25 protein-coding genes are annotated in these 25,472 nt (G+C 73.9%); all 25 read left to right on the forward strand.

Annotated features, from left to right (window positions below; genetic code table 11):
- Positions 1 to 46 precede the first annotated feature (46 nt).
- Positions 47 to 1,252 (forward strand): chorismate synthase, encoded by a 1,206-nt coding sequence (aroC, locus tag F1C15_RS01660; RefSeq protein ID WP_185232619.1) that lies wholly within the window; start codon positions 47 to 49, stop codon positions 1,250 to 1,252.
- A 71-nt stretch (positions 1,253 to 1,323) separates the two neighbouring features.
- Positions 1,324 to 1,818, forward strand: a complete 495-nt coding sequence (locus F1C15_RS01665; protein WP_185233965.1) for a shikimate kinase — start codon at positions 1,324 to 1,326, stop codon at positions 1,816 to 1,818.
- Positions 1,815 to 2,963, forward strand: coding sequence for a 3-dehydroquinate synthase (gene aroB, locus F1C15_RS01670; protein ID WP_185232621.1), 1,149 nt, complete (start codon positions 1,815 to 1,817; stop codon positions 2,961 to 2,963). Before F1C15_RS01665 ends, aroB begins: the two co-directional genes overlap by 4 nt.
- 110 nt (positions 2,964 to 3,073) lie before the next feature.
- Positions 3,074 to 3,637, forward strand: coding sequence for an elongation factor P (efp, locus tag F1C15_RS01675; RefSeq protein ID WP_056054683.1), 564 nt, complete (start codon positions 3,074 to 3,076; stop codon positions 3,635 to 3,637).
- 18 nt (positions 3,638 to 3,655) lie between these two features.
- On the forward strand, positions 3,656 to 4,066 hold the full coding sequence (nusB, locus tag F1C15_RS01680) for a transcription antitermination factor NusB (protein WP_056054687.1): 411 nt from the start codon (positions 3,656 to 3,658) through the stop codon (positions 4,064 to 4,066).
- 96 nt (positions 4,067 to 4,162) lie between these two features.
- Complete coding sequence (gene pyrR, locus F1C15_RS01685; protein WP_056054690.1) at positions 4,163 to 4,750, forward strand: bifunctional pyr operon transcriptional regulator/uracil phosphoribosyltransferase PyrR; 588 nt, start codon at positions 4,163 to 4,165, stop codon at positions 4,748 to 4,750.
- Positions 4,747 to 5,703: an aspartate carbamoyltransferase catalytic subunit gene (locus F1C15_RS01690; RefSeq protein ID WP_185232623.1), complete on the forward strand. Its 957-nt coding sequence runs from the start codon at positions 4,747 to 4,749 to the stop codon at positions 5,701 to 5,703. The genes pyrR and F1C15_RS01690 overlap by 4 nt, the downstream gene beginning before the upstream one ends.
- Complete coding sequence (locus F1C15_RS01695) at positions 5,700 to 7,070, forward strand: dihydroorotase (protein ID WP_185232625.1); 1,371 nt, start codon at positions 5,700 to 5,702, stop codon at positions 7,068 to 7,070. The genes F1C15_RS01690 and F1C15_RS01695 overlap by 4 nt, the downstream gene beginning before the upstream one ends.
- Positions 7,067 to 7,591, forward strand: a complete 525-nt coding sequence (locus tag F1C15_RS01700) for a hypothetical protein (RefSeq protein WP_185232627.1) — start codon at positions 7,067 to 7,069, stop codon at positions 7,589 to 7,591. The genes F1C15_RS01695 and F1C15_RS01700 overlap by 4 nt, the downstream gene beginning before the upstream one ends.
- Positions 7,584 to 8,768, forward strand: a complete 1,185-nt coding sequence (gene carA / locus F1C15_RS01705) for a glutamine-hydrolyzing carbamoyl-phosphate synthase small subunit (RefSeq protein ID WP_185232629.1) — start codon at positions 7,584 to 7,586, stop codon at positions 8,766 to 8,768. The genes F1C15_RS01700 and carA overlap by 8 nt, the downstream gene beginning before the upstream one ends.
- Positions 8,768 to 12,043 (forward strand): carbamoyl-phosphate synthase large subunit, encoded by a 3,276-nt coding sequence (carB, locus tag F1C15_RS01710; RefSeq protein ID WP_167259164.1) that lies wholly within the window; start codon positions 8,768 to 8,770, stop codon positions 12,041 to 12,043. Before carA ends, carB begins: the two co-directional genes overlap by 1 nt.
- Complete coding sequence (gene pyrF, locus F1C15_RS01715) at positions 12,040 to 12,915, forward strand: orotidine-5'-phosphate decarboxylase (protein WP_185232631.1); 876 nt, start codon at positions 12,040 to 12,042, stop codon at positions 12,913 to 12,915. Before carB ends, pyrF begins: the two co-directional genes overlap by 4 nt.
- Positions 12,912 to 13,796 (forward strand): guanylate kinase, encoded by an 885-nt coding sequence (gene gmk / locus F1C15_RS01720; protein WP_185233967.1) that lies wholly within the window; start codon positions 12,912 to 12,914, stop codon positions 13,794 to 13,796. The genes pyrF and gmk overlap by 4 nt, the downstream gene beginning before the upstream one ends.
- A 118-nt stretch (positions 13,797 to 13,914) precedes the next feature.
- On the forward strand, positions 13,915 to 14,181 hold the full coding sequence (rpoZ, locus tag F1C15_RS01725; RefSeq protein WP_056054714.1) for a DNA-directed RNA polymerase subunit omega: 267 nt from the start codon (positions 13,915 to 13,917) through the stop codon (positions 14,179 to 14,181).
- 141 nt (positions 14,182 to 14,322) lie between these two features.
- Positions 14,323 to 15,552 (forward strand): methionine adenosyltransferase, encoded by a 1,230-nt coding sequence (gene metK, locus F1C15_RS01730; protein ID WP_056055904.1) that lies wholly within the window; start codon positions 14,323 to 14,325, stop codon positions 15,550 to 15,552.
- A 29-nt stretch (positions 15,553 to 15,581) separates the two neighbouring features.
- On the forward strand, positions 15,582 to 17,615 hold the full coding sequence (locus F1C15_RS01735; protein ID WP_185232633.1) for a primosomal protein N': 2,034 nt from the start codon (positions 15,582 to 15,584) through the stop codon (positions 17,613 to 17,615).
- 128 nt (positions 17,616 to 17,743) lie between these two features.
- Positions 17,744 to 18,754 (forward strand): methionyl-tRNA formyltransferase, encoded by a 1,011-nt coding sequence (locus F1C15_RS01740; protein WP_185232635.1) that lies wholly within the window; start codon positions 17,744 to 17,746, stop codon positions 18,752 to 18,754.
- A complete protein-coding gene (locus F1C15_RS01745; RefSeq protein WP_185232637.1) occupies positions 18,751 to 20,112 on the forward strand; it encodes an RsmB/NOP family class I SAM-dependent RNA methyltransferase in 1,362 nt (453 codons plus the stop codon). Before F1C15_RS01740 ends, F1C15_RS01745 begins: the two co-directional genes overlap by 4 nt.
- Positions 20,113 to 20,162: 50 nt before the next feature.
- Complete coding sequence (rpe, locus tag F1C15_RS01750; protein WP_185232639.1) at positions 20,163 to 20,828, forward strand: ribulose-phosphate 3-epimerase; 666 nt, start codon at positions 20,163 to 20,165, stop codon at positions 20,826 to 20,828.
- Positions 20,825 to 21,088, forward strand: a complete 264-nt coding sequence (locus F1C15_RS01755; protein WP_056054725.1) for a phosphoribosyl-ATP diphosphatase — start codon at positions 20,825 to 20,827, stop codon at positions 21,086 to 21,088. The genes rpe and F1C15_RS01755 overlap by 4 nt, the downstream gene beginning before the upstream one ends.
- Before the next feature lie 97 nt (positions 21,089 to 21,185).
- Positions 21,186 to 22,025, forward strand: a complete 840-nt coding sequence (hisG, locus tag F1C15_RS01760; protein ID WP_056054728.1) for an ATP phosphoribosyltransferase — start codon at positions 21,186 to 21,188, stop codon at positions 22,023 to 22,025.
- A gap of 2 nt (positions 22,026 to 22,027) precedes the next feature.
- Entirely contained in the window at positions 22,028 to 22,804 is a 777-nt protein-coding gene (gene hisF / locus F1C15_RS01765; RefSeq protein ID WP_185232641.1) for an imidazole glycerol phosphate synthase subunit HisF, read from the forward strand.
- 14 nt (positions 22,805 to 22,818) lie between these two features.
- Positions 22,819 to 23,274: a phosphoribosyl-AMP cyclohydrolase gene (hisI, locus tag F1C15_RS01770; RefSeq protein ID WP_185232643.1), complete on the forward strand. Its 456-nt coding sequence runs from the start codon at positions 22,819 to 22,821 to the stop codon at positions 23,272 to 23,274.
- On the forward strand, positions 23,271 to 24,794 hold the full coding sequence (locus F1C15_RS01775; RefSeq protein ID WP_185232645.1) for an anthranilate synthase component I: 1,524 nt from the start codon (positions 23,271 to 23,273) through the stop codon (positions 24,792 to 24,794). The genes hisI and F1C15_RS01775 overlap by 4 nt, the downstream gene beginning before the upstream one ends.
- Positions 24,794 to 25,447, forward strand: coding sequence for a Trp biosynthesis-associated membrane protein (locus F1C15_RS01780; protein WP_185232647.1), 654 nt, complete (start codon positions 24,794 to 24,796; stop codon positions 25,445 to 25,447). The genes F1C15_RS01775 and F1C15_RS01780 overlap by 1 nt, the downstream gene beginning before the upstream one ends.
- Positions 25,448 to 25,472 lie beyond the last annotated feature (25 nt).

A 25,472-nucleotide genomic window follows, 5' to 3' on the forward strand; every position in this document is an offset into this window, starting at 1 on the left:
GCGGGCGGCGGACGGCCATGTCCTCGGCCTGTGCGAGGATTGCCGCATGCTTCGTTGGTTGACCGCAGGGGAATCTCACGGCCCCGAGCTCATCGCCGTCCTCGAGGGGCTGCCCGCGGGCGTGCCCGTCTCGATGGACGCCGTCCGCACCGACCTCGCCCGGCGGAAGCTCGGCTACGGCCGCGGCTCGCGCATGAAGTTCGAGCAGGACGAGCTGGCCATCTCCGGCGGCGTCCGCCACGGCCTCACCATGGGCAGCCCGGTCGCCCTCCGCATCGGCAACACGGAGTGGCCGAAGTGGGAGGAGGTCATGAGCCCGGAGCCCGTCGAGGTCAGCGACGCCTCCCGGGGGCGCAGCGCCCCGCTCACGCGGCCCCGCCCCGGCCACGCCGACCTCGTGGGCATGCAGAAGTACGGCTTCGACGAGGCCCGCCCCGTGCTCGAGCGCGCGAGTGCCCGCGAGACGGCCGCGCGCGTCGCCCTCGGCGCCGTGGCGCGCTCCTTCCTCGCCGAGCTCGGCGTCGAGCTCGTCAGCCACACGCTCTCCATCGGCCCGGTCCGCGTGCCCGAGGGCGCCGACCTGCCGCGACCGGGCGACGTCGACCGGCTCGACGACGACCCCCTCCGCTGCTTCGACCCCGCCACCTCCGCGCTCATGGTCGACGAGGTCGAGTCCGCGAAGAAGGACGGCGACACCCTCGGCGGCGTGGTCGAGGTGCTCGCCTACGGCGTGCCGCCCGGCCTCGGCTCGCACGTGCACTGGGACCGCCGGCTCGACTCCCGTCTGGCGGCCGCCCTGATGGGGATCCAGGCCATCAAGGGCGTCGAGGTCGGCGACGGCTTCGAGACGACGCGTCGCCGCGGCAGCGTCGCGCACGACGAGCTGCACCGCCAGGGCGGCGTCATCTCCCGCGACACCGACCGTGCCGGGGGCACCGAGGGCGGCATGAGCACCGGCACCGTCCTCCGCGTCCGCGCCGGCATGAAGCCCATCGCCACCGTCCCCCACGCCCTCGCGACGATCGACGTCGCGACGGGCGACGAGAGCAAGGCCCACCACCAGCGCTCCGACGTCTGTGCCGTGCCCGCCGCCGGCGTCGTGGCGGAGTCGATGGTCGCGCTCGTCCTGGCCGACGCGGTGCTCGAGAAGTTCGGCGGCGACTCCCTCGCCGAGACCTCGCGCAACCTCCGGGCCTACCTCGAGTCCATCCCCGAGACCCTCCGCACCGAGGCGGCGGCCTCCGGATCGTGACCGGTGCCCCGGAGGGCACGGCGTCGGGGCCTCCGGCCGCCGAGGCCGGGCCCGTCGTGCTCATCGGCCCGATGGGCGCCGGCAAGAGCAGCATCGGGAAGAAGCTGTCCCGGCGGCTCCACCTCCCCTTCGTCGACACCGACCGCGTCATCGTCCGTCGGCACGGGCCCGTCGCGGAGATCTTCGCCGTGCACGGGGAGCCCCGGTTCCGGGAGCTCGAGCACGACGTCGTCGCCGAGGCGCTGACCAGCCCCGGCGTGGTCTCGCTCGGCGGGGGAGCGGTGCTCCACCCCGACACGCGCGAGCGGCTCGCCGCGACGACCGTGGTGCTGCTGACGGTCACGCCCGAGGCGGTGGAGGCGCGGATCGCCGGGTCCGCTCGCCCGCTCCTGCAGACCGGCGGCATGGCCGCCTGGCGCGCGATCGCCGACGAGCGGGCGCCCCTGTACCGATCCCTGGCCGACGTCGAGCTCGACACGTCCGACCGGCCCGTCTCGACCGTGGTCGACGACATCGTCGTCTTCCTGGCCGGGCGCACCGACCACCAGACCGAGAGGCCCGCATGAGCGACACCCGCCCCCACGACAGCGCCCCCCAGGACAGCGCCCTCCACGGCGACTCCGCCCGCCACGACGACGACTCGACGACGATCCGCGTCGGCGGCGACGCCCCCTACGACGTGGTGCTCGGCCGGGGCGTCGCCTCGCGCATCCCCGCGCTGCTGCCGAGCGGCACCGCCAAGGTGCTGATCGTCCACGCGCCCACGCTCGGCCGGAAGGCCGGCGAGCTGCGCGAGAGCCTCGTGGCCGCGGGCTACGAGGCCCTCATCGCCGAGGTCCCCGACGCCGAGGACGCCAAGCGCGTCGAGGTGGCGGCCTTCTGCTGGCAGGTGCTCGGCCAGGCGGACTTCACGCGCACCGACGCCGTGATCGGCCTCGGCGGCGGCGCCGTCACCGACCTCGCGGGCTTCGTCGCCGCGACCTGGCTCCGGGGCGTCGCGCTCGTCCAGGTGCCCACGACCGTCCTCGGCATGGTCGATGCCAGCCTGGGCGGCAAGACCGGCATCAACACGGCCGAGGGCAAGAACCTCGTCGGCGCCTTCCACGCGCCCGTCGCCGTCGTGGCCGACCTCGACATGCTCGACACCCTCGGGCGCAACGAGATCCTGGCCGGGTTCGCCGAGGTCGTGAAGGCGGGCTTCATCGCCGAGCCCGAGATCCTCGACGTGATCGAGGCCGACGTCGACCGGGCGGTCGACCCGACGACCCCGGAGTTCCGGCGGGTCCTCGAGCTGGCCATCGGCGTCAAGGCGCGCGTGGTCGCGGCGGACTTCACCGAGCAGGGGCTCCGCGAGATCCTGAACTACGGGCACACCCTCGGCCACGCCGTCGAGCACGCCGAGCGCTACCAGTGGCGGCACGGCGCGGCCGTCTCGGTCGGCATGGTGTTCGCCGCCGAGCTGGCCCGCCTGAGCGGACGGCTCAGCGATGAGGTCGTCGACCGTCACCGCCGCATCCTCGAGTCCCTGACCCTGCCGACGAGCTACCCGCTCGGCCGCTGGAACACGCTGCTCGCGACGATGCAGCGCGACAAGAAGTCCCGGGCGGGCATGCTCCGCTTCATCGTCCTCGACGACGTCGCGAAGCCCACCGTCCTCACCGGCCCCGACGCGAGCCTGCTCTTCATGGCGTACCAGGAGATCGGCTCCTAGGCAGGCGCGTCCGCCCGTCGCCCTCCCCGCCGGAACGAGCGCGTCCGGTAGACTCGCTCGTCGGCCGGTCTCGGCCGCCTCACCAAGAACTCGGAACGGACCCCGCACGCATGGCGACCACCAACGACATCAAGAACGGCGCCGTCCTCAACCTGGACGGCCAGCTCTGGAACGTGATCGAGTTCCAGCACGTCAAGCCGGGCAAGGGCGGGGCCTTCGTCCGCACCAAGATGAAGAACGTCATGTCGGGCAAGGTCGTCGACAAGACGTTCAACGCCGGCACCAAGATCGACTTCGCGAACGTCGACCGCCGCGAGTACACGTACCTCTACGCCGAGGCCGACGGCTACGTGTTCATGGACACCAGCGACTACGACCAGATCAACGTCCCGGCGACGATCGTCGGCGACGCGAAGAACTTCATGCTCGAGAACCAGAACGTGCAGATGGCGCTCCACGACGGCACGCCCCTCTACATCGAGCTGCCCGCCAGCGTCGTCCTCGAGGTCACGTACACCGAGCCCGGTCTGCAGGGCGACCGCTCGACCGGCGGCACCAAGGCCGCGACGGTCGAGACCGGCTACGAGATCCAGGTCCCGCTCTTCCTCGAGACCGGCACCAAGGTCAAGGTCGACACGCGCGACGGCGGCTACCTCGGCCGCGTCGCCGACTAGTCGGCGCCGACAGCCTCCGTGAGCGCACGCACCAAGGCGCGCAAGCGCGCCCTCGACGTCCTCTACGTCGCCGACGTCCGACAGATCAGCATCAGCGACGCCCTGGTCGCCGAGACCACGCGGGCGATGGCCCAGCCCGAGCGCAGCTCCAGCTGGGGCTACGCCCGCGACCTCGTCCAGGGCGTCGTCGAGAACGGCTCCGAGATCGACGAGCTCATCGAGACGTACTCGCAGGGCTGGCCCCTGAAGCGCATGCCCATCCTCGACCGGGGCATCCTCCGCATCGCCATCTTCGAGCTGCTCCACGCCGACGACGTGCCCGACCACGTCGCGATCAGCGAGGCGGTCGAGCTCGCCGAGTCGCTGAGCACCGACGACTCCGCCACCTTCGTCAACGGCCTGCTCAGCAGCGTCGCCGCCAGCCGCTAGGCTGGCGGCACCGCGTCGCGGCCTGCGGGCCGGGTCGCGACGCACCACCCCGACGTCCTTTAAATTCCGTCCCGAGAGGCGGGGAAGGAGGTCCGATTGAGCACCCGTACCGTGCTGAGTCAGGCTGACATCACGCGCGCCCTGACGCGCATCTCCCACGAGATCCTCGAGTCGAACCGGGGCCCCGACGGGCTCGTGGTCCTCGGGGTCCCGACGCGGGGCGTCGCCCTCGCCGAGCGTCTCGGAGCGACCCTCTCGTCGATCGCCGGCGTCGTCGTCCCGGTCGGTGCCGTGGACGTCACGATGTACCGCGACGACCTGCGGCGAAACCCGACGCGGGCGAGCCACCCCACGAGCCTCCCGCCCGGCGGGATCGACGGCGCGGTCGTCGTGCTCGTCGACGACGTGCTCTACTCGGGCCGCACCGTCCGGGCCGCCCTCGACGCGCTCAGCGCGCTCGGGCGACCGCGGGCCGTCCGCCTCGCCGTCCTCGTCGACCGGGGCCACCGCGAGCTGCCGATCCGGGCCGACTTCGTGGGCAAGAACCTGCCGACCTCCTCGTCGGAGCGCATCTACGTGCACCTGTCGGAGGTCGACGGCGACGACGGCGTCGCCATCGAGGGAGGCGCGGGCGACGAGCCCGGCACCGCCTCCGCCGGGCAGACCGGAGGGCCCACCTCGTGAGGCACCTCCTCAGCACGGCCGACCTGAGCCGCGACGACGCCCTCCGGGTGCTCGACGTGGCCGAGGACATGGCCGACGTCGCCACCCGGCAGGTGAAGAAGCTCCCCACGCTCCGCGGCACCACCGTGGTCAACCTCTTCTACGAGGACTCCACCCGCACCCGCATCTCGTTCGAGGCCGCGGCCAAGCGCCTGAGCGCCGACGTGATCAACTTCGCGGCGAAGGGCTCCAGCGTGTCGAAGGGCGAGTCCCTGAAGGACACCGCCCAGACGCTCGCCGCGATGGGAGCCGACGGCATCGTCCTCCGGCACCCCGCCTCCGGCGCCCCTCGCGTGCTCGCCGACAGCGGCTGGGTCGACGCCGGGATCGTCAACGCCGGCGACGGCACGCACGAGCACCCGACGCAGGCGCTGCTCGACGCCTTCACGATGCGTCGTCGCCTCCACGGCGCCGCCAGTCGTGGCCGCGACCTCGACGGGGTGGAGGTGCTCATCGTCGGCGACGTGCTGCACTCCCGCGTGGCCCGGTCGAACGCCTGGCTGCTGCGGACGCTCAGCGCCCACGTCACCGTGGTCGCTCCGCCGACGCTGCTGCCCGTCGACGTCAGCCGCTTCGGGGTCGACGTCCACTACGACCTCGACGAGGCCATCGCGGCCGTGCGGCCCGACGTCGTGATGATGCTGCGCATCCAGCAAGAGCGCATGCACGAGGCGTTCTTCCCCAACGCCCGCGAGTACGCCCGCTCCTGGGGCCTCGGCGCCGCGCGGTTCCGCACGCTGCCGGAGACGACGATCGTCATGCACCCCGGGCCGATGAACCGCGGCCTCGAGATCAGCGACGAGGCCGCCGACTCGCCCCGCTCCACCGTGCGCGACCAGGTGACGAACGGCGTCGCCGTCCGCATGGCCGTGCTCTACCTGACCCTCGCCGGCGACCGGGAAGGGACCCCGTGACCACCACCTCCTACCTGATCCGCTCCGTCGAGGCCCCGGACGGCGGCCGCACCGACGTCCTCGTCCGCGACGGCGTCGTGGCCGAGCTCGGCTCCGGGCTCAGCCACCTCGGCGCCCGGGTCGTCGACGGCGACGGGCTGCTCGTGCTCCCCGGTCTCGTCGACCTGCACACGCACCTCCGCGAGCCCGGCGGCGAGGGCAGCGAGACGGTGCTCACGGGCTCCCGCGCGGCGGCGGCCGGGGGCTACACGGCGGTCAACGCCATGGCCAACTCGTCGCCCGTGGCCGACACCGCCGGCGTCGTCGAGCAGGTCCAGGCCCTCGGCGACCGAGCGGGCTACGTGACCGTCCGGCCGATCGGCGCGGTGTCGCAGGGCCTCGCCGGCACGCACCTCTCCGAGATCGGCGCGATGGCCCGGTCGCGCGCCGCCGTCCGGGTCTTCTCCGACGACGGCCACTGCGTCTCCGACCCGCTGCTGATGCGCCGCGCCCTGGAGTACATCAAGGGCTTCGGGGGGGTGCTCGCGCAGCACGCGCAGGAGCCGCGGCTGACCCAGGGCGCGCAGATGAACGAGGGCGCCCTCTCCGCCGAGCTCGGCCTGGGCGGCTGGCCGGCCGTCGCCGAGGAGGCGATCATCGCGCGCGACGTGCTGCTCGCCGACCACGTCGGGGCCCGCCTGCACGTCTGCCACGTCTCGACGGCCGGCAGCGTCGAGGTGGTCCGCTGGGCGAAGTCCCGGGGCATCGCCGTGACCGCCGAGGTCACGCCGCACCACCTGCTGCTCACGGAGGAGCTCGTCTCGAGCTACGACTCGCGCTACAAGGTGAACCCGCCGCTCCGGCGGCAGGAGGACGTCGAGGCCCTCCGCGCGGCCCTCGCCGACGGCACCGTCGACATCGTCGCCACTGACCACGCACCGCACACCTCGGAGGCGAAGTGCTGCGAGTGGGACGCCGCGGCCAACGGGATGGTCGGCCTCGAGTCGGCCCTCTCGGTCGTGCACCGCACCATGGTCGAGACGGGCATGATCGGCTGGGCCGACGTCGCCCGCGTCATGTCCACGGCCCCGGCCGTGATCGGGCAGGTCGCCGGCCAGGGCCGCCCGCTCGCGGTGGGGGAGCCCGCCGAGCTCACGCTCTACGATCGAGGGGTGACCCGCACCTTCGGCCTCGAGCACCTCGCGGGCAAGAGCACGAACTCGCCGTACCTGGGCGAACGGCTCCCCGGGCGGGTCGAGGCGACCTTCCACCAGGGCTACGCGACCGTCCTCGACGGGTCCGTGATCGACGCCGAGGCCGTCGCCCGGTCCGCCGCCGAGGTCTCGGCTCGCGCCGTGCTGGCCGCGGGGGAGGCGACCGACCGGTGACCTACTGGCTCATCGGCGCCGCCGTCCTCGTGCTCCTCGGCCTCCTCATGGCCGCGATGGTCCGCGCCTGGCGCGCCCGCGGGCGACGACAGTCGGAGGTGCCCGCCCCCGAGCGCGCCCCCGACGATCTCGGGCCCGCGAGCGTCGAGCGCGACGGGTTCTACGTCGCCACCACCCGGGCCGGCGACCCCCTCGACCGGATCGTCGTCCACGGCCTCGGCTTCCGCGGTCGCGCAGTCGTCTCCGTGCACCCCGAGGGCGTCCGGCTGGCCATCGCGGGCGAGCCCCCGGTGCTGATCCGCGCCTCCTCGGTCCGCGCCGTCGAGCGCGCCACCTGGGCGATCGACCGCGTCGTCGAGACCGACGGCCTCGTGGCGGTCACCTGGAGCCTCGGCGACACCGTCGTCGACACCTACCTGCGCTTCGCCGACGACCCCCGACCGGTCGTCGACGCCCTGCGCCCCCTCGTCCCCCCGGCCCCCGCGGCCGGCACCCCCACAGGAGAGAAGACCATTGACTGACGCGTCGAACACCCCCCGGGCCGTCCTCGTGCTCGAAGACGGGTCGCGCCACGGCGGCCGCGCCTACGGCGCCGTCGGGCGCACCCTCGGCGAGACCGTCTTCGCGACCGGCATGACCGGCTACCAGGAGACCCTCACCGACCCGTCGTACGCGGGCCAGATCGTCGTGATGACGGCGCCCCACGTCGGCAACACCGGCGTCAACGACGAAGACCCCGAGTCCCGCCGCATCTGGGTCTCCGGCTACGCCGTCCGCGACGCCAGCCGCGTCGTGTCGAACCACCGCGCCCAGGGCAGCCTCGACGACCAGCTCGTCGCCGACGGCGTCGTGGGCATCCGGGGCATCGACACCCGGGCCGTGACCCGTCGCCTCCGCGACGTCGGCTCGATGCGGGGCGGCATCTTCAGCGGGGCCGACTTCGACCTCGCCGACGACGAGCAGCTCGCCCTCGTGCGCGACTCGGCCGACATGCGCGGCCTGAGCCTGTCGAGCGAGGTCTCGACGACGGAGCGCTACGTCCTCCCGGCGGAGGGCGAGGCCGTCGGCACGGTCGCCGTGCTCGACCTCGGGGTCAAGACCTCGACCCTGCGCTACCTCGCCCAGCGCGGCTTCGAGGTGCACGTGCTCCCGCAGGACACGACACCCGAGCAGCTCCGCGAGCTCGCCCCCGACGCCCTGTTCTTCTCGAACGGCCCCGGCGACCCCGCGGCCAGCGACGCCCAGGTCGAGCTGCTCCGCGGCGCGCTGCGCGACGGGGTGCCCTACTTCGGCATCTGCTTCGGCAACCAGCTCTTCGGTCGGGCCCTCGGGTTCGACACCTACAAGCTGCCCTTCGGCCACCGCGGCATCAACCAGCCCGTGCTCGACAAGACCACCGGCCGGGTCGAGATCACCAGCCAGAACCACGGCTTCGCGGTCGACGCCCCGATCGAGGGCGTGCTCGACTCGCCCGCCGGCTTCGGCCGCGTCGAGGTCAGCCACTTCAGCCTGAACGACGAGGTCGTGGAGGGGCTCCGCGCCCTCGACATCCCGGCGTTCTCGGTGCAGTACCACCCCGAGGCCGCCGCGGGCCCGCACGACAGCAACCACCTCTTCGACCGCTTCCGCGAGGCGGTCGTCGCCCGGAAGTCCGGCCAGCCCGTCGACTTCGGCTCCGACCTGGAAAGCAGCAACTGATGCCCAAGCGCGCAGACATCAACTCCGTCCTCGTGATCGGCTCCGGGCCGATCGTCATCGGCCAGGCGGCCGAGTTCGACTACTCGGGCACGCAGGCCTGCCGCGTGCTCCGCGAGGAGGGCGTCCGGGTCATCCTCGTCAACCCGAACCCGGCGACGATCATGACCGACCCCGACTTCGCCGACGCGACGTACATCGAGCCGATCACGTCCGAGGTGCTCGAGGCGATCATCGTCAAGGAGCGCCCCGACGCGATCCTGCCCACGCTCGGCGGGCAGACGGCCCTCAACGCCGCCATCGCCCTCGACGCCGAGGGGATCCTCGCGAAGCACGGCGTCGAGCTGATCGGCGCCAAGGTCGAGGCGATCCAGAAGGGCGAGGACCGCCAGCTCTTCAAGGAGCTCGTGCTCGAGTCCGGAGCCGACGTCGCGAAGTCGTACATCGCGCACACGGTCGACGAGGCGATCGAGTACGCCGAGGACCTCGGCTACCCGCTCGTCATCCGCCCGTCCTTCACGATGGGAGGCCTCGGCTCGGGCTTCGCCTACACGCGCGACGAGCTCGTGCGCATGGTCACCGACGGCCTGCACCAGAGCCCCACCACCGAGGTCCTCCTGGAGGAGAGCATCCTCGGCTGGAAGGAGTACGAGCTCGAGATGATGCGCGACACGGCCGACAACACGGTCGTCGTCTGCTCGATCGAGAACGTCGACCCGGTCGGCGTGCACACCGGCGACTCGATCACCGTCGCCCCGGCGCTGACCCTCACCGACCGCGAGTACCAGAACCTCCGCGACATCTCGATCGACATCATCCGGCGCGTGGGCGTCGACACGGGCGGCTGCAACATCCAGTTCGCGGTCGACCCGACGAACGGCCGCGTCATCGTCATCGAGATGAACCCCCGCGTCTCCCGCTCCAGCGCCCTCGCGTCGAAGGCGACGGGCTTCCCGATCGCCAAGATCGCCGCGAAGCTCGCCCTCGGGTACCGGCTCGACGAGATCCCGAACGACATCACGAAGGTGACCCCCGCCTCCTTCGAGCCCACCCTCGACTACGTCGTCGTCAAGGTGCCGCGCTTCGCCTTCGAGAAGTTCCCGGCGGCCGACACCACGCTGAGCACGACGATGAAGAGCGTCGGCGAGGCCATGGCCATCGGCCGCAACTACGCCCAGGCGCTGCAGAAGGCCCTGCGCTCGCTCGAGAAGCGCGGGTCGAGCTTCCACTGGGAGGGCGAGCCGGGCGACGCGGAGGCGCTCCTCGCGCTGGCGCACACCCCCACCGACGGGCGCATCGTGACCGTGCAGCAGGCGCTGCGTGCCGGCGCGACGGCCGAGCAGGTGTTCGAGTCCACCGCCATCGACCCCTGGTTCATCGACCAGGTGGTCCTGATCAACGAGGTCGCCGACGAGGTCGCCGCGGCCGCGGAGCTGGACGCCGACCTGTTCGCCCACGCGAAGGACCACGGCTTCAGCGACGCCCAGATCGCGCAGCTGCGCGGCCTCGGCGAGCAGGAGGTCCGCGAGCAGCGCTGGGCGCTCGGCGTGCGCCCGGTCTACAAGACCGTCGACACCTGCGCCGGCGAGTTCCCGGCCCTCACGCCGTACCACTACTCGAGCTACGACGTCGAGACCGAGGTCGCCCCGAGCGACCGCCGCAAGGTGGTCATCCTCGGCTCCGGCCCGAACCGCATCGGCCAGGGCGTGGAGTTCGACTACTCGTGCGTGCACGCCAGCTTCGCGCTGAGCGACGCGGGCTACGAGACGATCATGGTCAACTGCAACCCCGAGACGGTCTCGACCGACTACGACACCAGCGACCGGCTCTACTTCGAGCCGCTGACCCTCGAGGACGTCCTCGAGGTCGTCCACGCCGAGTCGCAGAGCGGCGAGCTCGTCGGCGTCGTCGTGCAGCTCGGCGGCCAGACGGCGCTCGGCCTGTCGAAGGGCCTCGAGGCGGCCGGGGTTCCCATCCTCGGCACGACCCCCGACGCGATCGACTCCGCCGAGGAGCGCGGCCTGTTCTCGGCCATCCTCGACCGGGCGGGCCTCCTCGCGCCGAAGAACGGCACGGCGACCGACTACGAGAGCGCCGTCGCCGTCGCGGAGGAGATCGGCTACCCCGTGCTCGTCCGTCCGTCGTACGTCCTCGGCGGCCGCGGCATGGAGATCGTCTACGACAGCCCGTCGCTGGCCGACTACTTCGTCCGCGTGCAGGACGCGGCGATCATCGGGCCCGACGCGCCGCTCCTCGTCGACAGGTTCCTCGACGACGCGGTGGAGATCGACGTCGACGCGCTCTACGACGGCACCGAGCTCTACGTCGGCGGCGTGATGGAGCACATCGAGGAGGCCGGCATCCACTCCGGCGACTCGAGCTGCACGCTGCCCCCGGTCACGCTGGGCAAGGGCGAGATCGACCGCGTCCGCGAGGCGACCCTCGCGATCGCGCAGGGCATCGGGGTCTCCGGCCTGCTGAACGTCCAGTTCGCGATCGCCGCGGGCGTGCTCTACGTCATCGAGGCGAACCCCCGGGCCAGCCGCACGGTGCCCTTCGTCTCGAAGGCCCTCGGCATCCCCCTCGCGAAGGCGGCCTCGCTCGTGATGGTCGGCACGTCGATCCGCGAGCTCGTCGAGAGCGGCCTGCTGCCCGAGCAGGACGGCTCCGACGTGCCGCTCGACTCGCCGATCTCCGTCAAGGAGGCCGTCCTGCCCTTCAAGCGGTTCCGCACGAAGGAGGGGCAGATCGTCGACAGCGTGCTGAGCCCCGAGATGCGGTCCACCGGCGAGGTCATGGGCATCGACCGCGACTTCCCGCGCGCCTTCGCGAAGAGCCAGACCGCCGCCTACGGCGGGCTGCCCACGTCGGGCACGGTGTTCGTGTCGGTGGCCGACCGTGACAAGCGGGCCATCGTGCTGCCCGTGCTGCGCCTGCAGCAGCTCGGCTTCCGGATCCTCGCGACCGAGGGCACCGCGACCGTCCTCGTGCGCAACGGGATCGCGGCCGACACCGTGGCGAAGTTCAGCGCCGGCGGCGAGAGCGTCGTCGACCTGATCAACCGCGACGAGGTCGATATCGTGATCAACACGCCGAGCGGGTCCAGCGCGCGGGCGGACGGCTACGAGATCCGCGCCGCCACCGTCGCGGCCGACAAGGCGCTCTTCACGACGATCGCGCAGCTCGGCGCCGCCGTGGCGTCGATCGAGGCCGTGCACACCGACCTCGAGGTGACCAGCCTGCAGGACTACGGCATCGCCCGGGCCGCTCGCCGATGACCCCGACCGCGCCAGCGGCGCCCGCCCCCTTCGGCGACCGGCTCGCCGACGTCATGGCGAGCGTCGGTCCGCTCTGCGTGGGCATCGATCCGCACCCCTGGCTGCTCGACGAGTGGTCGCTGCCCGTGAGCGCCGCAGGCGCGCGGGAGATGGGCCTCCGCGTGGTCGAGGCGACCCGGGGAGGCGCGGGCATCGTCAAGCCGCAGGTCGCGTTCTACGAGCGGTGGGGCTCCGCGGGCTTCGCCGCCCTCGAGGCGGTGCTCGCCGCGGCCCGCGACGCCGACCTGCTCGTCGTGGGCGACGCGAAGCGCGGCGACATCGGCAGCACCATGGACGCGTACGCCGAGGCCTGGTTCTCGCCCGACTCGCCCCTGCGCGTCGACGCGCTCACGGTGTCGCCCTACCTGGGCTTCGGGGCCGCGGCCGGCACGATCGCCCTGGCCCGCGCCTCCGGTGCCGGGGTCTTCGTGCTCGGCGCGACCTCGAACCCCGAGGCGCAGGGCGTGCAGCGCGCCGGCTCCGCCGGGGCGGACGGGCGCGTCGTCACCGTCGCGGGCGGTATCGTCGACCACGTGCTCGACGACAACCAGACCGCGGGGGAGACCCGCCTCGGCTCGGTCGGACTGGTGCTCGGCGCCACCGTCGACCTCGCCGCCACCGGCATCGACGTCGCGCGGCTGACCACGACGCCCGTGCTCGCCCCCGGCTTCGGCCACCAGGGCGCCCGGTACGACCAGCTGCGCAGCCTGTACGGCCCCGCGGCCGACGCCGTCGTCGTCTCGACGTCGCGGGGCGTGCTGTCGGCCGGCCCCTCGGGCGTGGCCGCCGCTGTGCGCCGCGACCAGGAGGAGGTCCGCTCGTGCCTCGCATGACCCCGCCCCCGGTCGACCGGGCCGCCGCCGCCCGTGCCGCCGTCGCCGCCCGTCGGGCCCGCGCCGCCGTCAAGGCGTCGATCGCGGAGCGTCGTCGATCGGCGCTCGACGTGGCCGAGTCGGCCTGGGCCGGCGAGGCCACCGAGCCCGAGGCGACGCTCCGCGTCCGCGAGCTCCTCACGAGCATCCCCGGCATCGGGCCGACCCGGGTCGCGCGCATCATGGCCGACCTCGGCATCGCCGAGTCCAAGCGCGTCGGCGGCCTGGGCGTGCGGCAGCGCCGCATCCTCGGCGACTGGCTCGCCCACCGCGAGGCGAAGGGCCGGCAGCGGTCGCGCCTCGTCGTCCTCGCCGGCCCGACCGCCGTGGGAAAGGGCACCGTGTCGTCGTACATCCGCGACAACTACCCCGACGTCCACCTCTCGATCTCCGCGACGACGCGGTCGCCCCGCCCCGGCGAGGTCGACGGCGTGCACTACTACTTCGTCGACGACGCCGAGTTCGACCGCATGATCCGCGAGCGAGAGCTGCTCGAGCACGCCGTCGTCCACAACTCCTACCGCTACGGCACGCCACGGCCGCCGATCGACGCCGCGCTCCAGGACGGCCGGAGCGTCCTGCTCGAGATCGACCTCCAGGGGGCGCGCCTCGTCCGGACGGCGATGCCGGAGGCGGTGCTCGTCTTCCTGCTGCCGCCCACCTGGGACGAACTGGTCCGCCGTCTCATCGGCCGCGGCACGGAGGACGCCGCGGAGCAGCAGCGTCGCCTCGAGACCGCCAAGGTCGAGCTGGCCGCCCAGGACGAGTTCGACGTCAAGGTCGTGAACCACGACGTGGCAGAAGCGGCTCGTGAGGTCGTAGACTTGATGACTGCGTCCTGACCAGGCCGCCCCGCGCCTGACCGGCGCCACGATCTCCCGCCCCGGCCCCGGCCGCGGCGGCACCGCCACACGCAGCACCGCCACACGCAGCACTGCGACATGACAAGAGGAGCACCACATGGCCGACAAGAACCAGGGCATCATCGATCCGCCCATCGACGAGCTGCTCTCGAAGGTCGAGTCGAAGTACGCGCTCGTCATCTTCGCGTCCAAGCGCGCCCGCCAGATCAACGACTACTACGCCGACCTGCACGAGGGCAGCCTGTTCGACAACGTCGGACCGCTCGTCGACAGCACCATCGACGACAAGCCCCTCTCGGTCGCCATGCACGAGATCAACGAGGACAAGCTCGAGGTCAAGCCGCTCGCGGCGCCCGCCGAGTAGCGCCCCTCCCGCCGACCGCCGTCATCGACGGTGGTCGGTCGTACCATCAGACGAGGCCCCGCAGGAGTCGATCCCGCGGGGCCTCGCCCCGTCCCCGGGCACCCCCGGGGGCCCGTCCCGACACCCGGAGGACCCGTGACCCTGACCGACCAGACCACCAGCAGCCCGACACCGGCCGCGAGCAGCCTGCGGCTGTTCACGTCCGAGTCGGTCACCGAGGGCCACCCCGACAAGATCTGCGACCAGATCTCCGACGGCATCCTCGACGCCCTGCTGGCGGTCGACCCGGCGAGCCGGGTCGCGGTCGAGACCATGGTCACCACCGGGCTCGTGCACGTGGCCGGCGAGGTGACGACGAAGGGGTACGTCGACATCCCCACGATCGTGCGCGACCTGATCGTCGGCATCGGCTACGACTCGAGCGCCGTCAGCTTCGACGGGCGCACCTGCGGCGTCGAGGTCTCGATCGGCGCGCAGTCGCCCGACATCGCCCAGGGCGTCGACACCGCCCTCGAGGCGCGGGCCGGCACCTCCGACGACGTCCTCGACCGTCAGGGCGCCGGCGACCAGGGCATCATGTTCGGCTACGCGACGAACGAGACGCCCCAGTACATGCCGCTGCCCGTCTGGCTCGCCCACCGTCTCGCCGAGCGCCTCGCGCACGTCCGCAAGTCGGGCGAGCTCGACTACCTGCGCCCCGACGGCAAGACCCAGGTGACGGTCGGCTACGACGGCGTCGTGCCGAAGACGGTCGACACCGTGGTGGTCTCGACGCAGCACTCCCCGCGCGTGTCGATGGAGCAGCTCGAGGCCGACGTCATCGCGCACGTCGTGCGGCCCGTCCTCGACGAGGCGGGCCTCGACTCCCGCGAGACGCGGTTCATCATCAACCCCACGGGCCGCTTCGAGATCGGCGGCCCCCAGGGCGACGCCGGCCTCACGGGCCGCAAGATCATCGTCGACACCTACGGCGGCGCCAGCCGGCACGGCGGCGGCGCGTTCTCCGGCAAGGACCCGTCGAAGGTCGACCGCAGCGCGGCCTACGCCATGCGGTGGGTGGCGAAGAACGCCGTGGCCGCCGGCCTCGCCGACCGCATCGAGCTCCAGGTCGCCTACGCCATCGGCCGCGCCGCACCGGTCGGGCTCTACGTCGAGACCTTCGGCACGGGCCACGTCCCCGACGAGACCATCATCGAGGCCGTCACGGCGGTCTTCGACCTCCGCCCCGCGGCGATCATCCGCGACCTCGACCTGCTCCGCCCGATCTACGCCGCGACGTCGACCTACGGCCACTTCGGCCGCGAGCTGCCCGAGTTCACGTGGGAGGCCCTCGACCGGGTCGACGCCCTGCGGGCCGCCGCCGGGCTCTGACGGGTCCGACGGGCGTGGCGACGGCAGCGGTGTCCCCGTCGGCGGAGGAGCCTGCGTCGGGCGGGTCCGTCGACGTCGCCGCGCCCCGGGCGGTGGCCCGGGTCCTGGTCGAGTCGCCCCTGCCGCAGCTCGACCGGCTCTTCGACTACGCCGTCCCCGCTCACCTCCGCGCCGACGTCGCGCCGGGCGTGCGCGTCCAGGTGCCGCTCCGCTCGGCGGGGCGCATCGCCGACGCGTTCGTCGTCGAGCTCGACACGACGAGCGACCACCGGGGCGAGCTCAGCGACCTGGAGGACGTCGTGTCGACGGTCCCCGTGCTCGCCCCGGAGGTCTACCGCCTCGCCCGGGCCGTGGCCGACCGCGCCGGCGGCTCCGCGAGCGACGTGCTGAGGCTCGCGGTCCCGCCCCGGCAGGTGCGGGTCGAGAAGGCCCACCTCGCCGCCCTCGAGGAGGCCGCGGGCGTCGAGCCGGTCGCCGACGAGGCCGTCGAGGCGCACGCCGTGACGGGGTACTCCGCCGACGCCCTGGCGGGCCTCGTGCCGGCCAGGGGCCGCGCCGCCGTCGACGCCGTGCCGCTGCTCGCCGAGCTCCCCGACGGCACGTGGGTCGGCCGCTGGGCGGTCACGGCCGCCGAGCTGGCGACGGTGGCCCTCGCCGCCGGCGACGACGCGATCGTCGCCGTGCCCGACCACCGCGACGAAGACCAGGTGCTGCGCGCGCTGGCGGCCGTGCTCCCGCCCGACCGGGTCGTCCGGCTCGACTCTCGCCAGTCGAACGCCGATCGCTACCGGGCCGTCCTGCGGGCCCGGGGCGCGACTCCTCTCGTCCTTGTCGGCAACCGGTCGGTGCTCCTGGCGCCGTCCGAGCGCCTCGGGCTCATCGTGGTCTTCGACGACGGCGACCCGCTCTTCTCCGAGCCGCTCAGCCCCTACGTGCACGCCCGCGACACGGCGCTGCTGCGGCAGGCCCAGCAGGGCACCGCGCTGGTCTTCCTCGGGCACACGCGCAGCACCGACGTGCAGCGCCTCGTCGAGATCGGCTTCCTCGCCGAGGTGCGCCCCGACCCGCGCTACCAGCCGCACGTCGTCCCGACCTCGCAGCAGGCGGCCCGCGACGGCTTCGCCGCGCAGGCCCGGATCCCCTCCACGGCCTGGACGGAGGCACGGGCCGCGGTCGAGCACGGGCCCGTGCTGATCCAGGTCGCCCACCCGGGGTACTCGCCACGACTCGCCTGCACGGAGTGCGGCGACACCGCCCGGTGCCTGCGCTGCAACGGGCCCCTCGTGCAGCGGTCGCAGGGCGCCCAGCCGGCCTGCTCGTGGTGCGGCGCCCTGGCCGTCGGCTGGCGCTGCCAGACCTGCGAGGGCACCGTGATGAAGAGCGTGGGCACGGGCGCCTCGCGGACGGCCGACGAGCTGGGCAAGGCCTTCCCCGGCGTCCGCGTCATCGTCTCCGACGGCTCCCGCGAGATCGTCCGGGTCGACGACGAGCCGGCCATCGTCGTGGCCACCCGCGGGGCGGAGCCGATCGCCCCGGGCGGCTACCGCGCCGTCCTCCTCCTCGACGGCGAGCGGATGCTCGCGCGGGAGAGCCTGCGCGTCGCGGAGGACTGCCTCCGCTGGTGGGCCAACGCGACGGCCCTCGCCGCCCGCCGCGCGCCCGTGGTGCTCGTCGGCGTCGGGGGGGCGCTGGCCTCGGCGCTCGCCACGTGGCAGCTCGCCCGCTACGTGTCGGGCGAGCTCGCCGACCGGCGCGAGCTGCGGTTCCCTCCCGCCGTCCGCGTGGCCACGGTCACCGGCACCGTCGACACCGTCGCCCAGGCCCTCGAGGCGCTCCCGCCCGAGGTCGGCCGGGAGGTCCTCGGCCCGGTCGAGGTGCCCGACGCCGGCGTCCGGGCCATCGTCCGGTTCGACTTCGCCCGGGGCGCCGAGGTGGCCCAGGTGCTGCGCTCCCAGGTCATCCGCGCCGCGACCGGTCGACGCAAGGCGGTCGCAGGTCGTCGCGGCCGACCGCTCCCTACACTCAGGGTGCGCTTCGACGACGTCGAGCCGTTCACCGACTGACCCGGCCGCCGGCTGACCGGGCCGCCGTCCGGGTCGGCCCCGCGCCTCCCCGGTGCCCCGTCCGTCAGCAGCCCGTCACCTTCCGCCCACCGCCCACCGCCCACCACCACCGACCCCCAGGACCCCTCGTGCGCCTCGTCTTCGCCGGCAGCCCCGCTGCCGCAGTCCCGTCCCTCACCGCCCTCGCGGCGAGCGAGCACGACGTCGTCGCCGTGCTCACCCGCGACGACACGCCCCAGGGGCGACGTCGCGTGCTGACCGCCACCCCGGTCGCCGTCGAGGCGGAGCGGCTCGGCCTGCCGGTGCTCAAGGCGCGCCGGGTCACCGACGAGGTGACGGCCGCGATCACCGCGCTCGACGCCGACCTCGGCGTCATCGTCGCCTTCGGGGCCCTGCTCCGGGAGCCCCTGCTCTCCGCCCCGCGTCTCGGCTGGGTCAACCTGCACTTCTCGCTGCTGCCCCGGTGGCGCGGAGCCGCCCCGGTGCAGCGCGCCCTCATGGCCGGCGATCCCGTCACGGGAGCCGCCGTCTTCCAGCTCGTGCCCGAGCTCGACGCCGGCGAGGTCTTCGGCACGGTCGAGCGCCCCCTCGGCGGCGACGAGACCGCGGGCGAGCTCCTCGCCGAGCTCGCCGCCAGCGGCGCCGACCTGCTCACCGGCGTCGTCGACGCCCTCGCCGCCGGGAACGCCGTCGGCACGCCGCAGGTCGGCGAGGTCACGACCGCCCCCAAGCTCACGCTCGACGACGGCGCCCTCGACCTCGCGGCCCCCGCGCCCGCGGTGCTCGACCGGTGGCGCGGCACCACGCCCGAGCCGGGGGCCCACCTGCCCCTCGGCGAGGGCCGCCTCAAGGTGCTGGAGGCGCGGGTCGACGACACGGACGCGCCCGCCCCCGCGCCGGGCCGGCTCGAGCTCCGTGGTCGACGTCTCGTCGTCGGCACCGCGAGCTCGCCGGTGGAGCTCGTCCGCGTGCAGCCTCCCGGGAAGAAGCCGATGCCGGGCGCCGACTGGTGGCGCGGCCTGGCGTCCGACCCGGGGCCCCTGCTCCGCGCCGCGGCCCCCTCCGCGTCCGCCTCCGCCGCTGCCCCTTCCGCGTCCGCCCCCGCCGATGCCTCGACCCCCACAGGAGGACCCGCGTGAGCCGCGTCCAGCCCGCCCGCCAGATCGCCCTCGACGTGCTGCGGGCGGTGGACGAGGACGACGCCTACGCGAACCTCCTCCTGCCGCAGCGGATCGCCCGGGCCCGGCTGCAGCCCGCCGACGCCGGCCTCGCGACCGAGCTCACGTACGGCACGCTCCGGCTCCGGGGGTACTACGACCGCGTGATCGCGCTGGCCGCCCGGCGGCCCGCCGACGCCGTCGACCCCGCGCTCCTCGACGTGCTCCGCCTCGGGGTGCACCAGCTGCTCTCGACCCGGGTCGCGGTGCACGCCGCCGTCGACGAGTCCGTCGAGCTGGCGCGACAGGTCGGCAGCCGGTCGGGCACCGGGTTCGTCAACGGGGTCCTCCGGGCGGTCTCGCGCAGCACGCCCGAGGAGTGGCGGCAGCGGGTGCTCGACGCCGCCACCAGCGACGACGACCGCCTGTCGGCGGAGTGGTCGCACCCGACCTGGGTGATCCGGGCCTTCCGCCGGGCCCTCGCCGCGGAGGGCCGCGTCGACGAGCTCGCCGACCTGCTCGCGGCCGACAACGACGCCCCCCGGGTCAGCCTGGTCGCCCTGCCCGGCCTCGCCGAGGTCGACGAGCTCGGCCCGCCGAGCGGGAAGCTGTCGCCGCTGGCGGCCACGAGCGCCGGGGGAGACCCCTCGCAGCACCCGGCCGTCCGCGCCGGGCGCGCCCGCGTGCAGGACGAGGGCTCCCAGATGGCCGCGCTCCTCCTGAGCCGGCACCACCCGGCCGCGCCGGGCGAGCGCTGGCTCGACCTCTGTGCCGGCCCCGGGGGGAAGGCGGCCCTGCTGGGGGCCGAGGCCGCCCGCGCCGGAGCGACGCTCGTCGCCAACGAACTGGTGCCCGCGCGCGTCGGGCTCGTGCGGCAGGCCCTCGAGGTCGTGCCCGGGGGCGTCGAGGTGCGGGAGGGCGACGCGAGGCGCTTCGGCACGGAGGAGCCCGGCTCGTACGACCGCATCCTGCTCGACGCGCCCTGCACCGGGCTCGGCGCCCTGCGGCGGCGGCCGGAGGCGCGCTGGCGGAAGCAGCCGAGCGACGTGGGCGACCTCACCTCCCTCCAGGCCGAGCTCTTCGCGAGCGCGCTCGACGCCCTGGCCCCCGGCGGGCTCCTGGCGTACGTGACGTGCTCGCCGCACCTCGCCGAGACCCGGGCGATCGTCGAGACGGGCACGGCCCGCCGCGACGACGTCGAGGTCCTCGACGCCACCGCGACGCTCGCCGAGGTGGCCGGCCGGCCCGTCGACCTCGCCAGCGCGCCGTACGTGCAGCTCTGGCCGCACCGCCACGGCACCGACGCGATGTTCACGGCCCTGGTCCGCAAGCTCGGCTGAGGGGCGGCGGGGTCGGGGCCCTGCCGGGAGCGGGCCGGTAGGCTCCTCCCGTGCCCGTTCGCATCAGCCCCAGCATCCTCTCGGCCGACTTCGCCAACCTCGAGCGCGACCTCGGCCGCATCGCGACCGCCGACCTCGTCCACGTCGACGTCATGGACGGCCACTTCGTGCCGAACCTCACGATCGGGCTGCCCGTCGTCGAGCGGCTGCGGCAGGTCAGCCCCGTGCCGCTCGACGTCCACCTCATGATCGACGACGCCGACCGCTGGGCGCCCCGGTACGCCGAGCTCGGCGCCTTCTCCGTCACGTTCTCCGCGGAGGCCGCGGCCGACGCCGTGGCGACCGCCCGGGCGATCCGCAGCTCGGGCGCGCGCGCGAGCATCGCCGTGAAGCCCGGCACGCCGGTCGAGCCGTACCTCGAGACCCTCGACGAGTTCGACATGATCCTGGTGATGACCGTCGAGCCCGGCTTCGGCGGCCAGTCCTTCCAGGCCGACACGATGCCCAAGCTGGCCCGCGCCCGGGAGGCCGTGCGCGCCTCCGGCCTCGACGTCTGGCTCGAGGTCGACGGCGGCATCGACACCGAGACGATCGTGACGGCCGTCGCGGCCGGGGCCGACACCGTCGTCGCCGGCTCGGCCGTCTACGGGGGCGACCCCGCCGAGCGCATCGCGGCACTGCGGGCCGCCGCCGCGACGGTAGCCTTGTCGTCGTGAAGTCCTTCGACCAACTGTTCGCCGAGCTCAGCGACAAGGCCCGTGACCGGCCCGCGGGCTCCGGCACCGTCGCCGAGCTCGACGCCGGCGTCCACCAGATCGGCAAGAAGATCGTCGAGGAGGCCGCCGAGGTGTGGATGGCCGCCGAGTACGAGGGCGACGTCGCCACTGCGGAAGAGATCTCCCAGCTGATCTACCACGTGCAGGTGCTGATGATCGCCAAGGGCCTGACGCCCGACGACGTGTGGCGACATCTCTGAGCTCGTCCCCACCACCCGAGTCGCGCCGCCGGGCACGCCCCCGGCCGACCAGCAGCTCGCCGCCGACCCGCGGCGTCAGATCGGAACGACCCAGACCATGCTCCGCGTAGCAGTGCCCAACAAGGGCTCCCTCAGCGAGACCGCCTCCGCCATGCTCAGCGAGGCCGGCTACACCGGCCGTCGTGACACCCGCACCCTCCACGTGGAGGACCCGCGCAACGGCGTCGAGTTCTTCTACCTGCGCCCCCGCGACATCGCGACCTACGTCGGCTCCGGCGCCCTCGACGTCGGCGTCACGGGCCGTGACCTGCTGCTCGACAGCCACTCGCCGGCGCACGAGGTCGCCGCGCTCGACTTCGGCGGCTCCACCTTCCGCTTCGCGGGCCCTCCCGGCCGCTTCGGCGACGTCCGCGACCTCGAGGGCACCCGCGTCGCCACGAGCTACGCCGGTCTCGTCGGGAGCTTCCTCGAGCAGCACGGCGTCTCCGCGACGCTCGTGAGCCTCGACGGCGCGGTGGAGAGCGCCGTGCAGCTCGGCGTGGCCGACGCGGTCGCCGACGTGGTCTCGACCGGGGGCACCCTCCGCGCCGCCGGGCTCGAGATCTTCGGCCCGGTCATCCTCGAGTCGACGGCGGTGCTGATCGCCAGCGACCCGGCCGTCGAGGGCCTGAGCGTGCTGCACCGCCGCCTCCAGGGCGTGCTCGTCGCCCGCCAGTACGTCCTGATGGACTACGACGTGCCGCTCACGCAGCTCGAGGCGGCGACCGCGGTCGCGCCGGGCATGGAGTCCCCGACGGTCTCCCCGCTGCACGACCGCGACTGGGCGGCCGTGCGGGTGATGGTGCCGCGCGGCGACACCAACCAGGTCATGGACGCCCTCTACGACCTGGGCGCCCGGGCCATCCTGGTCAGCCCGATCCACGCCGCGAGGCTCTGACCGTGACGGCCTCCGATCCGTCGCTCGCCGTCCGGGTCATCCCGTGCCTCGACGTGGCCGCGGGCCGTGTCGTCAAGGGCGTCAAGTTCCTCGACCTGCGCGACGCGGGCGACCCCGTCGAGCTGGCGCGCACCTACTACGAGCAGGGCGCCGACGAGATCACCTTCCTCGACGTGACCGCCACGGTCGACGAGCGCTCGACGACCTACGACGTCGTGCGCGCCACCGCCGAGCAGGTCTTCATCCCGCTGACGGTGGGCGGGGGAGTCCGCTCCGCCGACGACGTCGCCCGGCTGCAGGCCGCCGGCGCCGACAAGATCGGCGTCAACAGCGCCGCGATCGCGCGCCCGGACCTCGTGGGCGAGATCGCCGACCGCTTCGGCGCCCAGGCGGTCGTCCTCTCCCTCGACGTCAAGCGATCGTCACGGACGGCGTCCGGCTTCGTCGTGACGACGCACGGCGGGCGGACCGAGACCGACCTCGACGCCGTCGCCTGGGCGCGAGAAGCGGTCGAGCGGGGCGCGGGCGAGCTGCTCGTCAACTCGATCGACGCCGACGGCACGAAGCAGGGCTTCGACCTCGAGCTCATCCGCCTCATGCGCGAGAACAGCCGGGTGCCCGTCGTGGCGTCCGGAGGCGCGGGTGCGGTCGAGCACTTCGCCCCGGCCATCGCGGCCGGTGCGGACGCCGTCCTCGCCGCCTCCGTCTTCCACGCCCGCGAGCTGACCGTCGGCGACGTCAAGCGCGAGCTGGCGGCGTCCGGCGCCGTCGTCCGATGACCCCGGGAGCCCCCATGACCGACCAGCCCACGCCTCCCGCGGACGGCCACGACGACCGCGCCGGCACGACGCTCACCCGAGAGACCGTCGAGCCCGTGGTCGCCCGCGCGCGCTTCGACGACGCCGGCCTGCTGCCCGCGATCATCCAGGACGCCGTGTCGCGCGACGTCCTCATGATGGGCTGGATGGACGCGGAGGCGCTCCGCAGGACCCTGACGGAGGGGCGGGTGACCTTCTGGTCGCGCTCCCGACAGGAGTACTGGCGGAAGGGCGACACCTCGGGCCACGCCCAGTTCGTCCGTGCCGCCGCTCTCGACTGCGACGACGACGCCCTGCTCGTCACCGTCGAGCAGGTCGGGGCGGCCTGCCACACGGGCGCCCGGTCGTGCTTCGACGTCGACCCGCTCGACCCCGTCACCGCCTCCGCCCCGGCCGCCGCGACCGGGCCGTCCGACGGAGCCGCCGCGTGAGCGGGCGCACCTCGACCACCCGGCCGGCGTTCGACGCCCTGCTGCCCGACCACCGGGTGGTGCCGGTCGTCCGTGACCTCTTCGGCGACGGCGAGACCCCGGTCGGCATCTACCGCAAGCTCGCCGCGGGCCGCCCCGGCACCTTCCTCCTCGAGTCCGCCGGGCAGGGCGGCATCTGGTCGCGCTGGTCGTTCGTCGGGGTCTCCTCGTTCGGCGTCCTCACGACCGAGGCCGGGCGCCCGCGGTGGCTCGACCACGGCCTCTCGGAGGAGCGAGCCCTGGGCGGCGCCACCGGGGCGCCCCTCGAGGTGCTGAGCGCGCTCCACGACCGGTGGGCGACCCCGCGCATCGACGGGTTGCCGCCCCTGACCGGCGGTCTCGTCGGCTTCGTCGGCTGGGAGGCCGTCCGTGAGCTCGAGCACCTGCCCGACGCCCCGCCCGCGGAGTTCGAGGTGCCCTCTCAGGCCCTCAGCTTCGTCTCGGAGCTCGTGGCGCTCGACCACCGCACCGGGGCCGTGCTCCTCATCGCCACCGTCCTGGCCGACGGCACCGACGACGCCGACACGCTCTGGGCCGACGCGCAGGCGCGGCTCGACCGCCTGCAGGCGGAGCTCGCGGTGCCCACCGAGGCGCACCTCTCCGACGTCGACCTCACCGTCGAGCCGACGCCGGTCCGCCGCTCGACCGACGAGGAGTACGCGGCCGCGATCGAGCGGTCCAAGCAGTTCATCCGCGACGGCGACGTCTTCCAGGTCGTGGTGTCGCAGCGCTTCGACCACGAGCTGACCGCCGAGCCGCTCGACGTGTACCGGGTGCTGCGCACGCTGAACCCGAGCCCGTACATGTACCTGGTCAGCCTCGCCGACGCGGCGGGGGAGCCCTACTGGATCGTCGGCTCGTCGCCCGAGGCCCTGGTCAAGGTGGAGGGCCGCCGCGTGTTCACGCACCCCATCGCGGGCTCCGCGCCCCGCGGCGACACGCCCGAGGCCGACCTCGCCTTCGCCGACCGCCTCGAGCACGACGAGAAGGAGCGCGCCGAGCACCTCATGCTCGTCGACCTCGCCCGCAACGACCTGCTCAAGGTCTGCACGCCGGGCACCGTCGAGGTCACCGAGTTCATGCAGGTGGAGAGGTTCAGCCACATCATGCACCTCGTGTCGAGCGTGGAGGGCGACCTGGCCCCCGGCCACGACGCCATCGACGCGTTCCGGGCGACCTTCCCGGCCGGCACGCTCTCGGGGGCGCCCAAGCCCCGTGCCCTCGAGATCATCGACGAGCTGGAGCCCGCCCAGCGCGGCGTCTACGGCGGCGTCGTCGGCTACTTCGACTTCGCCGGCTCGGCCGACGTCGCGATCGCCATCCGCACGGTCCTCATCCAGGGCGGCGTCGCCCGGGTCCAGGCCGGGGCGGGGCTGGTGGCCGACAGCGACCCGGTCGCCGAGAACCAGGAGGCGCGCAACAAGGCCGCGGCGCCCCTCCGGGCGGTCGCCGTGGCCAACGCCATGACGAGGCTCCGCTGATGCGGGGCGGGCGCCTGAAGCTCGTCTCGATCCTCGCCGGAGTGCTGTTCGCGGGCCTGGCGCTGCTCGCCTGGACCCAGCCGTGGTTCGACCTGGTGGTCCAGTCGCCGCAGGGCGGGGAGCTCCGGCTCACCGCGGCGGGCGACGTCGCCGCCGCTCCGCTCTCGGCCCTCGCGCTGGCCGTGCTCGCCTCGGCCGGGGCCCTGACGATCGCCGGTCGTGTCTTCCGGGTGGTCCTCGGCGCCCTGCAGGTGCTCCTCGGGGTGAGCATCGCGACCACCGCCTCCGTCGCCCTCGGCGATCCCGTCCGCGCCGCCGGCAGCGCCGTCACCGACGCCACGGGCGTCGACGGCGACGAGTCGCTGCACCAGCTCGTCTCGAACGCGGTGGCGACGCCGTGGCCGGCGGTGGCGCTGGTCGCGGGGGTCCTCGTCGCCGTGCTGGGCGCCTCCGTCGTCCTGCTCTCCGGGGCCTGGCCCCGGGCCGGGCGCAAGTACAGCGCCACTCGGCTCGTCGCCGCCGACCCCGCCGACGACCCGGCCGCCGCCTGGGACTCGCTGTCCGGGGGCGACGACCCCACGGGCGGGAGCGCCGACGAGGGCGTGGACGGCGACCCCCTGCGGCGTCCTGACCTCCCGGGGCACGACCGGTAGAGTGGGCCCGTCCCGTCTTGATCCA

The sequence above is a fragment of the Frigoribacterium sp. NBH87 genome, from assembly GCF_014217665.1.
Lineage (GTDB): Bacteria > Actinomycetota > Actinomycetes > Actinomycetales > Microbacteriaceae > Frigoribacterium > Frigoribacterium endophyticum.

Bases quoted from the DNA above. Each gene is read 5' to 3' on its own strand.
- hisI (WP_185232643.1), top strand. From the start codon at position 22,819: ATGACCGACCAGCCCACGCCTCCCGCGGACGGCCACGACGACCGCGCC.
- aroB (WP_185232621.1), top strand. From the start codon at position 1,815: ATGAGCGACACCCGCCCCCACGACAGCGCCCCCCAGGACAGCGCCCTC.
- F1C15_RS01665 (WP_185233965.1), top strand. From the start codon at position 1,324: ATGGGCGCCGGCAAGAGCAGCATCGGGAAGAAGCTGTCCCGGCGGCTC.
- rpoZ (WP_056054714.1), top strand. From the start codon at position 13,915: ATGGCCGACAAGAACCAGGGCATCATCGATCCGCCCATCGACGAGCTG.
- F1C15_RS01780 (WP_185232647.1), top strand. From the start codon at position 24,794: ATGCGGGGCGGGCGCCTGAAGCTCGTCTCGATCCTCGCCGGAGTGCTG.
- efp (WP_056054683.1), top strand. From the start codon at position 3,074: ATGGCGACCACCAACGACATCAAGAACGGCGCCGTCCTCAACCTGGAC.
- carB (WP_167259164.1), top strand. From the start codon at position 8,768: ATGCCCAAGCGCGCAGACATCAACTCCGTCCTCGTGATCGGCTCCGGG.
- aroC (WP_185232619.1), top strand. From the start codon at position 47: ATGCTTCGTTGGTTGACCGCAGGGGAATCTCACGGCCCCGAGCTCATC.
- pyrF (WP_185232631.1), top strand. From the start codon at position 12,040: ATGACCCCGACCGCGCCAGCGGCGCCCGCCCCCTTCGGCGACCGGCTC.
- hisG (WP_056054728.1), top strand. From the start codon at position 21,186: ATGCTCCGCGTAGCAGTGCCCAACAAGGGCTCCCTCAGCGAGACCGCC.
- gmk (WP_185233967.1), top strand. From the start codon at position 12,912: ATGACCCCGCCCCCGGTCGACCGGGCCGCCGCCGCCCGTGCCGCCGTC.